We start from the raw sequence: 12,695 nt of genomic DNA on the forward strand, positions 1-12,695 counted from the left end.
ATGAGATCTATCATTATGAGTGGCTATTTACAGTTTCTTGAATTGAATCAGTTAATTTTACTTGTCAAAAAAATATTTACGGAAATTTAGTGGTAAACAAAGCATTAAAAACACTTAACACAATATAAGGTCTTGTTATGCAATTTTTAAACGCAGAAAGGTGAAGGTAAGAGATATGGAAGCAGAATGGCACCAAATTAACCGACAAGTATTATTTCTGTTATCAAGGCCAAAAACACACTATAGGAGCTAAACTAAGAACAATTTGTCTTTGCATCACGAGCTGCCAGCCAACTACTAAACAAAGAAACACAAAAAGGGACACAGTAAGTTAACAGGGCTTTGACCCAATTCAACCCACTATCTCCCACAAATGCATCATATTGGTTAATAAGATTAAGCAGCGTACCCACTACTATAGCGATCATTACAGCCCGTTTAATCATCTGTTTGTTCATATAAACCCCCAGAGATAAAAGTATGTGAAAGGCGGGCTCTAGAGGTTTGATTTCCAACGCTGCGCAGCAAGCTGGTCAGAATTGCGCGATTCAATCCACCGAGTCGAACCATAGATACGCTCCTTTTTCCAAAAGGGAGCCTTGGTTTTAAGATAGTCCATTATAAATTCACAGGCTTCAAAAGCTGCACCTCGGTGAGCGCTTGATACACCCACAAATACGATTTGGTCACCAACATCAAGATCGCCCACACGGTGAATCACTCGAATACCAGATAGCGACCACCTTTGAGTCGCTTGGTCGCAAATTTCCATCAAGGCTTTTTCCGTCATTCCTGGATAGTGCTCCAAAGACAAACCTGTCACACTGTCACCAAGGTTCATATCTCTAACCTTTCCAATAAATGTCACAACAGCACCTGCTGCACTGTTGTCGGCCAGCTTTTCATATTCACAACCTACTGAGAAGTCTTCAGTTTGTACAGAGATGCTATTCACTGGATCTACCCCCCTGTTACTGGCGGGAAAAAAGCCACCTCATCCCCATCAGCGAGGGGATGATTCAAGGACACTATCGATTGGTTAACAGCCGCGAGGAGTTTGCTGGCATCCAAAGCCAAATCCCACTTCCCCTCACGGGTAGCAAGACTAGCGCGCAATGCTTCCACTGTATCAAAGCAAGCTTCCACATCTAAGCTTTCAACACCCACTAACTCTCGAGTTTGAGCAAAAAATAAAACTTTAATCATACGCTTGCCTTAAAGTGACCAGATTTACCACCCGTTTTTTCCAATAAGCGAACCTGTTCAATGACAATGTCTTTTTGTACCGCTTTGCACATGTCATAGATAGTCAGCGCAGCAACAGAAGCTGCTGTCAAAGCTTCCATTTCAACTCCTGTTTTGCCCGCTAATTTACACACGGATTCAATACGCAATTTACTTTCTGATGGCACAACTTCAATGTGCACCTCGACCTTAGACAACAGCAATGGATGGCAAAGCGGGATCAAGTCCCAGGTTCGTTTAGCTGCTTGAATTCCAGCAATGCGAGCAGTAGCCATTACATCACCTTTGTGATGCTGTCCAGAAGTGATGAGCTCTATCGTTTCTGGTAGCATTTGCACTAGAGCCTCTGCACGAGCCTCTCTCACTGTTGATACCTTTTCTGACACATCCACCATGTTGGCTTCACCTGAAGCATTAATGTGAGTTAATTGACTCATAAGGCTACTCACCCTCCAATATGCGGCATAAAGTTACATGGGCGATGTGTGGCGTCTAATTGAGGTTCAATGATTTTGGTCCACCCAGTACGACAAGCTCCGGTTGAACCTGGCAATGCAAAAATAACCGTATGATTAGCAAACCCACCTACAGCACGTGACTGAATCGTCGATGTGCCGATTTCCTGATAAGACACATGACGAAATAACTCACCGAAACCTTCAACCTGTTTATCAAACAGTGGGATCAAAGCTTCTGGAGTACTGTCTCGTGACGTAAAGCCTGTTCCCCCCGTGACCATGACAACTTGTACTTTAGGGTCTGCAATCCACTGTGAAACAATGGCTCGAATTTTGTATTTATCATCAATTACAATCTGTTTATCTATGATAGTGTGTCCTGCTTGAGTGGCACTTTCGACAAGATAAGATCCCGATGTATCATTATCTTCGGTACGAGTATCCGATACCGTTAAAACCGCAATATTGGCGGGTTGAAAGCTTTTTTCTGCATGCCCCATTTGTTCACCTATATTAGTTAATATTTTTATCTTACAGCCTTAACTTGGCCTTTAATTAAATGAAATCAAAACTTACAAAGTCTGATATTAGCCACCGATCGACGCAAGATGAGGCGTCATACCTGAATTACCGTCATGAAGAAAGTGGCTCACCGCTTTAGTTTGTAATTGGCCTTGAATGCGATCGATTAAGGCTTGCTGTTGAGAGTCTCGCTGCAATAAATCGCGCAGTTCAATACCTTGTTCGCCAAACAAGCATAAATGAAGTTTCCCTTTTGCTGATACTCTCAAACGATTGCAACTCACGCAGAAATCTCGTTCATACGGCATGATCAAACCGACTTCCCCAAGGTAATCAGGATGATAGTAGACTTGAGCTGGTCCATCGTGGGATTGTCTTTGTTTGAGCAACCATCCATCAGCTATTAGCTGATTGCGAATCGACACACCTGATACATGCTGACTTTGGAACAGCTGATCCATCTCGCCAGTTTGCATCAGCTCAATAAAGCGTAATTGAATAGGCCTGTCTTTGATCCAACACAAAAACTGCGGTAACGCTCGTGAGTTCAAATCTTTAAGTAAGACCACATTCACTTTCACTTGCTCAAAACCGACTTCAAACGCTCGGTCTATACCGGACATAATTTCAAAGTATCTATTCTCACCAGTGATCTGGTGGAACCTACTTGGATCCAAACTATCCACACTCACATTGATATGGGTTAAACCAGCATCTTTCCAACTGTGAATCTGCTTTTTCATGCGGTAACCATTGGTCGTCATCGCAACCTTAGTTATTCCGTGTGTTTGAGCCACGGTATGAACAATTTCAGCAAAGTCTTTGCGTAAAGTCGGTTCTCCTCCCGTGATCCTCACTTTGGAGGTACCACAATTAGCAAAAGCACCCACCACACGCTGGATTTCGGGGAGCGTTAAAAAAGAATTACTTTTACCCGAAGGTTTGTAACCATCAGGAAGGCAGTACTGACATTTGAAGTTACAAACATCAGTGACCGAAAGGCGCAAATAGTAAAATTTGCGCTGGAACTTATCTTCAAATTGTTGCGCCATTGAACACCTTTCCAAATACGGGAGGCCTAGCCATTTCTGGCTATGCCCTGGTGACACCACGTCACTGGCTTAGCACGCATATTCGTCAAGAACTTAGCCTGATAAGCTCGGAGTTATGGCAACTGCTTTTCGTTAGCGACAAAAACAGTAGCTAGCAGTAAAATACTCAATATTGGCCTATCTTGCTACCTCAAAAAGAGAAAAACACAGCGGAGCAGGAAAAACAATGGCATTGAGTACTTTGGGCTAATCAATTACTCTAAATTGTAGATGAATATGAAAAAATAAGAACACATTGAATGACTTTGTATAAACAAAAGAAGGTGGTTGCAATTGGAGGCGGTCACGGCTTAGGGCGTATGCTCTCAGCTCTTAAAGACTTTGGTCAAAACGCGACCGGTATCGTTGCCACAACAGATAATGGAGGCTCAACGGGCCGAATTCGCCACTGTCAAGGAGGGATCGCTTGGGGAGATACTCGCAACTGTATCAATCAGCTTATTACTTCTCCTTCGATTAGCTCTATGATGTTTGAATATCGCTTCAAAGGTTCAGGCGAACTCGATGGCCACAATCTAGGTAACTTAATGCTCACAGCCCTAGATAATCTTTCTGTTCGTCCTCTAGACGCGATTAACCTGATCCGAAATATGCTCAAGGTGGATATCAATATTATTCCCATGACGGAGCACCCTTGTGATCTCAAAGCTCTGGCTGAAAATGGTCATTGGGTAACGGGAGAAACGAGTGTTGATGAAATGCCGGATAAACTGGTTCGCTTAGAACTCTCTCCTCAAGTTCCTGCGACCAGTGAAGGTGTACTCGCTATCGAGCAAGCGGATGCGATTATTCTTGGGCCGGGAAGCTTTTTAACCAGTATCATGGCTCCCTTACTTTTACCGGAAGTTGGTAGAGCAATAGAAAATAACTCAAACGCGAAGCTTGTTTTTATTGAGAACCTGTCTGCCGAGCACGGTCCTGCAGGAAAAATGAGCTTGAAAGAGAAGCTCGAGTGGTGTGAAAGATCTTGTCGCGGGCGCAAAATTGATATCGTTGTTGGCGAAAAGGAACACCCAGAACTCACTGATTGGCAGTGTCTAACAACCTCTCTCGCGTCACCAAACAGAGAATGGCGACACGATAGAGGTAAACTCCAATCCGTTATAGAGTCATTACTTAGCGAGTAATGTTTGGTAACGCTGCTGCGTTTGTGTCAGTAGCGTTATCATTGCCTCCTGCGTTGCTTCTACGTCAATCATTTCACCAAGTTTAGCCTTGGCATCAATTTCTATGGCAAGTGCACATAAAGATTCGGCTCCAAAGCTTGCAGCACTACTTTTCAATGCATGGCAAATCTCTTTCAGATAGGCTTCTTGATCTCGGCCTTCGTCCTTTAAAGCTTCGATATATTGAGCCATTTCATTAAGAAATATGTCAAGCAATATAGGGACATTGCTGGCACCGATTTCACTCGATAATTGATCAAGTTTATGTTTATTGAGTAGTTCCATTCGACTATTGCGTTTCCTTTGCTGCGTTCCAGTTCTGAAGTTTACGATAAATCGTTGATGGGCTGACGTCCAGATAGCCAGCTGCTTTGGGAATATTTCCGTCACATGCGTCAATAGCTTGTTCTATCGCCTTTTTCTCTGTCATCCAAAGAGGGAATATATCGTTGACCGTGAGCTCATCTTTTTCTTGCCAGTCAACCCTAATGTGATTGTCGGTCGGTACATTGAGTGGGGGTGGCAACATATCTATCGAAATATGTTCGCCGTTATTGAGCACGACCACATTTCGTAATACGTTTTGCAACTGACGAACATTACCCGGCCATTCGTATTGTGCGAAACGATTGACAACTTCAGGCGTCAGCCTAACAAAGTCTTTACCTTCCTCCTTAGACATAAAACCGAGCAAAGAATACGCGATTTCTATCACATCATCACCACGATCCCTCAATGGAGGTAGATGCAGCGGGATGACGTACAGTCGATAATACAAATCCTCTCTAAAGCGCCCTTCTTGAACCTCTTTCCATGGATCACGGTTTGTTGCACAAACAAACCGCACATCGACACTCTTCATTTTTGAAGAACCTACTTTTTGAAAGGTTCCAGTTTGAATAAAGCGTAGGAGTTTAGTTTGTAAATCAAGATCCATCTCACACAGCTCATCAAGAAACAGTGTTCCACCATCAGCAAGTTCAGCAGCGCCTTGCCTGTCAGTAGCTGCTCCAGTGAAGGCACCTTTGACATGACCAAATAACTCACTTTCGATTAAATCTTTCGGGATTGCAGCACAGTTAATTGCAATAAAGGGCTTATCCCCACGTTTGCTTGCCGCATGAATGGCTTCAGCACATACCTCTTTACCCGTTCCACTCTCACCAGTAATAAAAATACTGGCTTTACTCGAGGCTGCGGAATCTATCGTTCGATACACAGCCTGCATAGTCTGACTACTACCAATGAAGCCTTGATAGTTTTGATTTCCGGGATTATCAGCGGCATTCCTTAGTTTGCTCGCTTTACGAATTGCATTGTTTACGGTGACACGCAGCCTGTCCGCTTCACAAGGCTTGATCAAAAAATCCTGAGCACCGTGACGCATGGCCTCTACAGCAGTATCGATTGAGCCGTGAGCAGTCATAAAAATAACCGGAATATCGGCATTTTTCTGTTTAACCGCATGTAAGACATTCATCCCTGTCATATCAGGGAGTCTCAAGTCAAGTAGGATGAGATCTGGTGTACGGAAACTAATACTCTCAATCGCATCTCGCCCCGTGCCAACAATATTAATATCGATGCCAAGAGGCGCGAGGTAAGAGCGATATAGTGCCGCAACTGAAGCAGTATCCTCCACCATCAATAAATATTTAGACTTTTGTGTGTCAGTATTTTGATGCATAACCTAGCCAGATTCTTCTTTGCAAATTGTATAAATAATTGCATTGCGCTTTGCATTATGCAAATTTAATACGTAAAAAAAATATAAAACCTTAAAATATAGAGGGTTAGAAGTTGGCATGGTTAATGCTTTACTAACATTGACCCTATGGGTCACCTAGCCAACTGACGTTGTTAGTGAACAAAGTATTCACAAGAATAGCCAATAGACACTTTCTACTGGCTTTTTTTTTGCCTCGAGATTTATTGCCTTGTGAAGGATAATCTCAAAAACCCTTTCTAAGCCCATAAAACCTCAAACTATATAGCAACTCATCACGCTTTGATACATTAGCTATTGGCAATGAACTGCTGGCGGAGTACTTCTATTTCATCCCGTTTTTGCGCCGCGAATTCAAATTCCAAATCCTGAGCATGTTGATACATTTGTGACTCTAGCTTTGCAATCTCTTTTTCAATTTCCTGTGGAGTCATAGCCTCATATGTTTGTGGCGATTCCGCAACTTTAGACAAAGGAACAGGCTTCGCAGCACGCTGTTTTTTGCTCTTGGTAATGTCACCGAGCTCCATAATATCTTTAACATTACGTTTAAGTGCCTGAGGCTCTATGCCCATGTCATCATTATAGGCTTGTTGTTTCTCCCTGCGACGATTCGTCTCATCTATGGCTTTACGCATAGACTTGGTAACACTATCAGCATAGAGAATCGCTTTACCATGAATATTACGTGCCGCTCTTCCTATGGTCTGAATAAGGGAACGCTCTGAGCGTAAAAAACCCTCTTTATCTGCATCCAATATCGCCACTAAAGACACTTCTGGCATATCGAGTCCCTCTCTGAGCAGGTTAATACCCACCAACACATCAAACTCACCTAAGCGCAAATCTCTGATAATCTCAACCCTCTCAACCGTATCTATGTCCGAATGCAGATAGCGAACCTTTACATCGTGTTCAGTTAAGTACTCGGTCAAGTCTTCTGCCATACGTTTGGTTAATGTGGTCACTAACACCCTTTCATCTTTCGCAGCTCGGATCCGGATTTCAGAGAGCAAATCATCAACCTGGGTAGCGACTGGCCTTACTTCCAACTCAGGGTCTAACAACCCTGTGGGCCGAACAACTTGATCGGCAATTTCACCATCTGACTTCTCTAACTCATAGTTGCCTGGGGTTGCTGAGACAAATATGGTTTGTGGGGCCAAGGACTCAAATTCTTCAAATTTAAGAGGGCGATTATCTAGAGCAGAAGGCAACCGAAAGCCAAACTCCACCAAAGTTTCTTTACGCGATCTGTCTCCTTTGAACATGGCGCCTATCTGCGGAACCGTCACGTGAGATTCATCGATAACCAGAAGTCCATCATGCGGCAGATAATCAAATAAAGTCGGCGGCGGTTCCCCCTCATTTCGTCCACTCAGGTATCTCGAGTAGTTTTCGATTCCAGAGCAAAAACCCAACTCCATCATCATCTCAACATCAAATAACGTTCGCTGAGAGATACGCTGCTCTTCAAGCAACTTATTATTATCGAGTAAGTATTTCTTTCTTTGTTCCAGCTCAACTTTTATATTTTCAATCGCATCAAGAATTTTATCCCTAGGCGTCACATAGTGAGTTTTTGGATAGATAGTAAAACGCGGAAGGTCTCGTTGTTTTACTGCCCCAGTTAAAGGGTCAAAAACGCTAATACAATCAATCTCATCATCAAACATCTCAATACGCACAGCATCTTGATCTGATTCTGCGGGAAATACATCGATGACTTCCCCACGCACCCGAAATTGTCCGCGCTCAAATGCGACATCGTTCCGACTGTATTGCAACTCTGCCAAACGGCGTAAAATATCCCGTTGATCCATGATGTCACCACGACGCAAATGCAACATCATCTGCAAATAAGATTGGGGATCTCCAAGGCCATATATGGCTGAGACAGACGCGACAATAATCGCATCTTTGCGTTCGAGTAATGCTTTAGTTGCCGATAAACGCATTTGCTCAATATGGGCATTGACAGATGCATCTTTCTCAATAAACGTGTCCGTTGTGGGTACATAAGCTTCGGGCTGATAGTAGTCGTAGTATGAGACAAAGTACTCAACAGCATTATTTGGAAAGAATGCCTTCATCTCACCATACAACTGCGCAGCTAACGTTTTGTTCGGCGCGAGCAAAATTGCGGGGCGTTGAGCCTTAGCAATAACATTGGCCAAGGTAAAAGTTTTCCCTGATCCTGTTACTCCCAGAAGGGTTTGGTGTGCAAGGCCCGAATCTAGGCCTTCATACAACTGCGCGATCGCCGTAGGCTGATCACCCGAGGGTTGGTAATCCGAGATCAACTCAAAAACTTTACTCATCTACACCTCTATCCACTCTGAAGATATGTCCCGTCTATTTTGTCTGTATATATGTACAGATACAATAGTTTAGAAAAGTTTTTCTAACTGATCTGATAGCGACTTGTCACCCAAAAATACGAGAAAGCTCATTTTATATATAGATAGTTGTGTCCTGCAATGCTTGCCCACAGAACACTATAAAAAAAGTCACATGTTATCCACATTATTTTCAATGTTTAAAAATTACCCATTCGGATAAATTTTAACTTGTCTACGAAAAAAACATCATTAATCTTACCAATCATCCCACTGGGTAAGGGTTCAGAGACCATTATGTTGTATTTATGTTTAGGCAAAAATACCTACTCTAAAAGTGAATTTTGATTTCTTCATAATAATCAACATGGTTATCCACAATTTTGGTGGATAACTGAATTGATCCATTGAGCCAAAAGGCCTAGTAAAAAGTAAAGTACTTTTTATTAAAAAAAATCTTTAGTTAATCCTATTTTCTTGTTGACACCTATCAGACGGATCGCTAATATTCACGGCGCTTCAGAGCAATTCCCCCTTAGTTCAGTTGGTAGAACGGCGGACTGTTAATCCGTATGTCGCAGGTTCGAGTCCCGCAGGGGGAGCCAAATTCAACAAAAAAGACGTCCTAGGACGTCTTTTTTGTATCTAAACCTAGCTACTTCAAGGGATTGCATTCTCTTAACGTCTTTTCCTGACTCGTACTAGCTTAGAAGTTTAGGTACACAAATAGGTAAATTATCCGTATATTCCAATTTACGGTGTACTTTTTGCCTTTAATTCAGTGTACTATTTTGAAAGCTAGGGCACTCCGTTCGCCTACAGATAACGCGATCATTCCTTGTTAGGAAAAACAACGACCGCTTGAGTTCCTGTGCTTGTGTCGCTATTTAAAACCAACTCCCCACCAAGTCCATTGATCGCATTCAACGCTACTGTTAACCCCATACCTCTGCCATCGCCTACGGGTTTTGTAGTATAAAAAGGCTCAAACACCATGTGTAAGTCTTCAGGTCCGATTCCACACCCGTTGTCTTCAAGCGTTAAGCGTATCTGAGCGGGCTCTACTTCACATCGGTATATTATTTTTGCATCCTGTGCTCGTCCTCGCAAAGCATCCAGAGCGTTCAAATGTAAATTGCTCAATGCCAAATTGAGCATCGTTGGACTCGTTTCTATAACCACATCAGAGTCAATAAAATTCTCTACCAAAGGCTGTCGCTCTCTTTCATAGCAATGGATTTTAATCACCTCATCACAAAGCACTTTGAGACTACAGGGCTCTCGCTCTGAATTCACGCCTCGAGACAAACTGCTTAAATCTGAAACTATACTTTTTACCCTCAATAAGCTTGCTTGAGAGTCTTGGATCACCGAAGACAAATCCTCAAATATAAATGAGACGTCTTTTTGTTTCTTAAAGTCTTCAATATTTTCAGGCACATCAGCTTTACCTGAGGCCTTAAGCTGGTTAATGAAGTCATCATGCATAGTCAGTAAGTTCAATATAGCTTCAGTATAATCGCTTAACGGTGTAAAATTTCCTAAGGCGACACCTAACGGGTTATTAATTTCATGAGCTATACCCGCAGTCAAGCGGCCTAGACTGGCCATTTTTTCAGAGTGCACCAACTGTTCTTTAGCCATGCTGAGTTCCGATAAGGAAGATCTTAATCGTTGATAGTTGTATCTCATACGACGCTGAGATTCCAAATTCTCAAGAATAATTTTCAACTGAACAGCTGCTTCCTCTAATATCTTTATTTTGGAGAACGTAAAACGCTCCGCCTGAGCCTTATCCACCAAACAGATAATAGTGCAAGAGTGCTTTTCTAGAATCCATACAGGAAAAACTAATGCATGAGGCTGTTTTTCTAGCTCAGAAAATTTGATATCTGGCTTAGTCATACTTAAATAAGGACGCCAAAGAGAAGTACATTCCGCGTCGACTTTAACCATTTTGAGCTTAGAATCCGGCGTAGCCTGATATACGAGTAACTCGGGTTCTAGTTTCTTAGTGTCACGTAAGAGATACGTTTGACGGGCCCCACAAAAAGCATCGAGCTCGTTGACAAATTCGGCCATGACTTGGTTTGGGGAAGCATTACCACGGTTGAACTTATTTATTTTGGTGAGCAGATTAAGATATCTCTCATGTTGTTGTAGACGCTTAAAGACCGCCCGTTGTTTTCTCAGCTCACATTGAATATCACGTAGTGCGTCATCATGTCGGTACATATCAGGTGACAGTGTGCGGTCTGCTTCTTTAGCAGTTTCTGCGGCCGCTGATACTGCCCACAACGCAACAAAGTAGTTCTTCAGGTTACTGCGTAAAAACGACTCCAGTTCTTGAATATAACGCTGTGTGTTGTCTCCAACATCAAGAATCACCACTCCAACCTTATGTGATCTCAGCCATGTCTTGGCCTGTTTCACGTTCTCGGTTTGTTCAAACTCTATCTCGCTGAAATAGCTCGGAGTTTCAGCGTTCTGTGACACAAGCAATAGTTCATTCACCGACTTGTCCTTGAAGCAGAATGGAGACTACAATAAAAATAGTGCAATTTAATGCATAAGGGCAACTATGATTCGTTTACTCTATTACAGCAAAGTATCGCGTGAAATGACCATGATGGAGCTCAAAGGCATATTGGACGTTGCTCGCAAGAATAACCATCAACGTGGTATTACAGGTATGCTGTGCTTCGATAACGAATATTTTCTGCAAATATTAGAAGGCGAGCCGACCACCGTCAGCGAATTATTTTTAATCATAGGTAATGACGAAAGGCACCACGACGTAACAATTATGAGCGTGCAATCTGTCGAAAAAAGGGCGTTTGGTGAGTGGAACATGGGGTACGCTGGCAGTAGCGAAGCTCTTCAGACCCAATTAGCTGCGCTTATGATTGATACATTCGACCCAACTGTGCTAGATAACAAACAAGCAGCTGCCTTACTTTATGAATTATCAAAAACTCAAACGTCTCTATAAGTCTCCATTTTTCGAGAGGGGTAAGTAACTTAACACAACTGAGGACTCTTTGTTTGATAGTCGAGGGCGAGCATGGCAGTGATGGCTCATTACAATGAATAGTCGGGACATAGCTGGCTGTGCCTCGACATCCTGATAAACCTTTGTCAGAACTCGATTGTCTAAATGATCTTCTTATTGTTAAACTCACGCTTGGGTTATCGGTAAAAAAATACCAAAGCAGGTCCCCACCCCCACCTTGCTGTTAACACTGATGTGACCACCGTGTTTTTCGACCAAGTTGTGGGTTACGGACAAGCCCAACCCGGTGCCTTCGCCCACTTTCTTAGTGGTGTAAAATGGGTCGAAGATTTTCTCTTTGACCTCGTCGGACATCCCTGAACCATCATCTTTGACTTTGATCAGGATACCTTGCACGCCTTTGTAGACCTGCGTCTGAGTGCTGACGGTGAGTGTCCCTTTATCCTCACACGCGTGGGCGGCATTAATGAACATATTAATGAGGATCTGCTGAATACTTTGCCCATCAGCCTGCACCGAGGGAAGCTCGGGCAGCAAGTGCTTGGTCACCTCCATCTTGTATTTGATTTCATTCCACACCACTTTCAGCGAATCGTCGATACAGCAATTGATGTCGCACTGCTCCCTCGTATTTCCACCTGCGTGGGTCACTTGCTTGAGGCTCGATACGATGTTGCGAACTCGGTCAAGTCCGCCAAGCGTTTCGTCGATCAGCGCCTGCGTGTCGTCTTTGAGTTCGTCGATTGCCAACGCTTGACGCTGCTGCTCGTATTGATGTTTCAGACCGTCTGGAAGTTCCGCTTGGGTCATCATCCACTGGTCGAGTTGAAATATGTGTGACAGGTATTCACTCAGGGTTTGGACGTTGCTCATCGAGAACCCGACGGGGTTATTGATTTCATGAGCCACCCCAGCGGCTAGTTGGCCGATGGATGCCATTTTAGCGGCCTGAATGAGCTGCTTTTGACTCACTTTTAATTCTTCCAGTGTCTTTTCCAGCACGATCACGTTATCGTACAAATCTCGCGTTTTGTCCGCCAGTAAACACTCGGCTTCGGTTCGCGCTAACCGCTCACGCTCGTAGGCGCGCTGATAATTTACCCCACCGCTCATG

General features: G+C 43.3%; 13 protein-coding genes, 1 tRNA gene and 1 riboswitch. Of the genes, 3 read left to right on the top strand and 11 right to left on the bottom strand.

What is annotated here, in order from left to right; translation table 11 throughout:
- Positions 1-254: 254 nt before the first annotated feature.
- The 6 genes from nrtS to moaA all read right to left on the bottom strand — a co-directional run bounded on the left by nrtS (position 255) and on the right by moaA (position 3,277).
- Positions 255-458, bottom strand: coding sequence for a nitrate/nitrite transporter NrtS (gene nrtS, locus MHN79_RS15710; protein ID WP_202408474.1), 204 nt, complete (start codon positions 456-458; stop codon positions 255-257).
- 38 nt (positions 459-496) lie between these two features.
- Positions 497-955, bottom strand: a complete 459-nt coding sequence (gene moaE / locus MHN79_RS15715) for a molybdopterin synthase catalytic subunit MoaE (protein ID WP_239173664.1) — start codon at positions 953-955, stop codon at positions 497-499.
- Between the two features lie 5 nt (positions 956-960).
- Positions 961-1,206 (bottom strand): molybdopterin synthase sulfur carrier subunit, encoded by a 246-nt coding sequence (gene moaD, locus MHN79_RS15720; protein WP_239173665.1) that lies wholly within the window; start codon positions 1,204-1,206, stop codon positions 961-963.
- Entirely contained in the window at positions 1,203-1,682 is a 480-nt protein-coding gene (moaC, locus tag MHN79_RS15725) for a cyclic pyranopterin monophosphate synthase MoaC (RefSeq protein ID WP_160926498.1), read from the bottom strand. Before moaC ends, moaD begins: the two co-directional genes overlap by 4 nt.
- A gap of 8 nt (positions 1,683-1,690) precedes the next feature.
- Positions 1,691-2,203, bottom strand: coding sequence for a molybdenum cofactor biosynthesis protein B (moaB, locus tag MHN79_RS15730; RefSeq protein WP_239173666.1), 513 nt, complete (start codon positions 2,201-2,203; stop codon positions 1,691-1,693).
- A gap of 87 nt (positions 2,204-2,290) precedes the next feature.
- The gene (gene moaA / locus MHN79_RS15735) at positions 2,291-3,277 is read right to left on the bottom strand and encodes a GTP 3',8-cyclase MoaA (protein ID WP_239173667.1); all 987 of its coding nucleotides are present in this window, start codon (positions 3,275-3,277) and stop codon (positions 2,291-2,293) included.
- Positions 3,266-3,402: riboswitch (molybdenum cofactor riboswitch) on the bottom strand. Its footprint overlaps the gene before it by 12 nt.
- A 174-nt stretch (positions 3,403-3,576) precedes the next feature.
- Between moaA and yvcK the strand changes: the two genes are divergently transcribed.
- Positions 3,577-4,464: a uridine diphosphate-N-acetylglucosamine-binding protein YvcK gene (yvcK, locus tag MHN79_RS15740; RefSeq protein ID WP_239173668.1), complete on the top strand. Its 888-nt coding sequence runs from the start codon at positions 3,577-3,579 to the stop codon at positions 4,462-4,464.
- Here yvcK and luxU read toward each other — a convergent pair.
- The 3 genes from luxU to uvrB all read right to left on the bottom strand — a co-directional run bounded on the left by luxU (position 4,450) and on the right by uvrB (position 8,550).
- The gene (gene luxU, locus MHN79_RS15745; RefSeq protein WP_239173669.1) at positions 4,450-4,788 is read right to left on the bottom strand and encodes a quorum-sensing phosphorelay protein LuxU; all 339 of its coding nucleotides are present in this window, start codon (positions 4,786-4,788) and stop codon (positions 4,450-4,452) included. The genes yvcK and luxU overlap by 15 nt on opposite strands.
- 4 nt (positions 4,789-4,792) lie before the next feature.
- Positions 4,793-6,190 (bottom strand): quorum-sensing sigma-54 dependent transcriptional regulator LuxO, encoded by a 1,398-nt coding sequence (gene luxO, locus MHN79_RS15750; protein ID WP_160926489.1) that lies wholly within the window; start codon positions 6,188-6,190, stop codon positions 4,793-4,795.
- A gap of 329 nt (positions 6,191-6,519) precedes the next feature.
- The gene (gene uvrB, locus MHN79_RS15755) at positions 6,520-8,550 is read right to left on the bottom strand and encodes an excinuclease ABC subunit UvrB (protein WP_239173670.1); all 2,031 of its coding nucleotides are present in this window, start codon (positions 8,548-8,550) and stop codon (positions 6,520-6,522) included.
- Positions 8,551-9,097: 547 nt separating this feature from the next.
- On the opposite strand from uvrB, the gene MHN79_RS15760 reads away from it, so the two are divergent.
- Positions 9,098-9,173: transfer RNA gene (locus MHN79_RS15760), tRNA-Asn, on the top strand.
- Between the two features lie 226 nt (positions 9,174-9,399).
- On the opposite strand, the gene MHN79_RS21010 is transcribed toward MHN79_RS15760, so the two are convergent.
- A complete protein-coding gene (locus MHN79_RS21010; protein WP_239173671.1) occupies positions 9,400-11,082 on the bottom strand; it encodes an ATP-binding protein in 1,683 nt (560 codons plus the stop codon).
- Between the two features lie 67 nt (positions 11,083-11,149).
- Between MHN79_RS21010 and MHN79_RS15770 the strand changes: the two genes are divergently transcribed.
- Positions 11,150-11,560 (top strand): BLUF domain-containing protein, encoded by a 411-nt coding sequence (locus MHN79_RS15770; protein ID WP_239173672.1) that lies wholly within the window; start codon positions 11,150-11,152, stop codon positions 11,558-11,560.
- Between the two features lie 186 nt (positions 11,561-11,746).
- Here the strand turns inward: MHN79_RS15770 and MHN79_RS15775 are convergent, their stop codons facing one another.
- Positions 11,747-12,694 (bottom strand): ATP-binding protein, encoded by a 948-nt coding sequence (locus MHN79_RS15775; protein ID WP_239173673.1) that lies wholly within the window; start codon positions 12,692-12,694, stop codon positions 11,747-11,749.
- Between the last annotated feature and the right edge of the window lies 1 nt (position 12,695).

Origin of the sequence: Vibrio sp. Of14-4 (genome assembly GCF_022347625.1) — a bacterium.
GTDB classification, from domain to species: Bacteria; Pseudomonadota; Gammaproteobacteria; order Enterobacterales; family Vibrionaceae; genus Vibrio; species Vibrio pristinus.

What these genes read in the sequence shown, in the direction of transcription:
- nrtS (WP_202408474.1), bottom strand. Translation starts at nt 458, where the DNA reads ATGAACAAACAGATGATTAAACGGGCTGTAATGATCGCTATAGTAGTG.
- moaD (WP_239173665.1), bottom strand. Translation starts at nt 1,206, where the DNA reads ATGATTAAAGTTTTATTTTTTGCTCAAACTCGAGAGTTAGTGGGTGTT.
- moaC (WP_160926498.1), bottom strand. Translation starts at nt 1,682, where the DNA reads ATGAGTCAATTAACTCACATTAATGCTTCAGGTGAAGCCAACATGGTG.
- moaB (WP_239173666.1), bottom strand. Translation starts at nt 2,203, where the DNA reads ATGGGGCATGCAGAAAAAAGCTTTCAACCCGCCAATATTGCGGTTTTA.
- moaA (WP_239173667.1), bottom strand. Translation starts at nt 3,277, where the DNA reads ATGGCGCAACAATTTGAAGATAAGTTCCAGCGCAAATTTTACTATTTG.
- yvcK (WP_239173668.1), top strand. Translation starts at nt 3,577, where the DNA reads ATGACTTTGTATAAACAAAAGAAGGTGGTTGCAATTGGAGGCGGTCAC.
- luxU (WP_239173669.1), bottom strand. Translation starts at nt 4,788, where the DNA reads ATGGAACTACTCAATAAACATAAACTTGATCAATTATCGAGTGAAATC.
- luxO (WP_160926489.1), bottom strand. Translation starts at nt 6,190, where the DNA reads ATGCATCAAAATACTGACACACAAAAGTCTAAATATTTATTGATGGTG.
- uvrB (WP_239173670.1), bottom strand. Translation starts at nt 8,550, where the DNA reads ATGAGTAAAGTTTTTGAGTTGATCTCGGATTACCAACCCTCGGGTGAT.
- MHN79_RS15770 (WP_239173672.1), top strand. Translation starts at nt 11,150, where the DNA reads ATGATTCGTTTACTCTATTACAGCAAAGTATCGCGTGAAATGACCATG.
- MHN79_RS15775 (WP_239173673.1), bottom strand. Translation starts at nt 12,694, where the DNA reads ATGAGCGGTGGGGTAAATTATCAGCGCGCCTACGAGCGTGAGCGGTTA.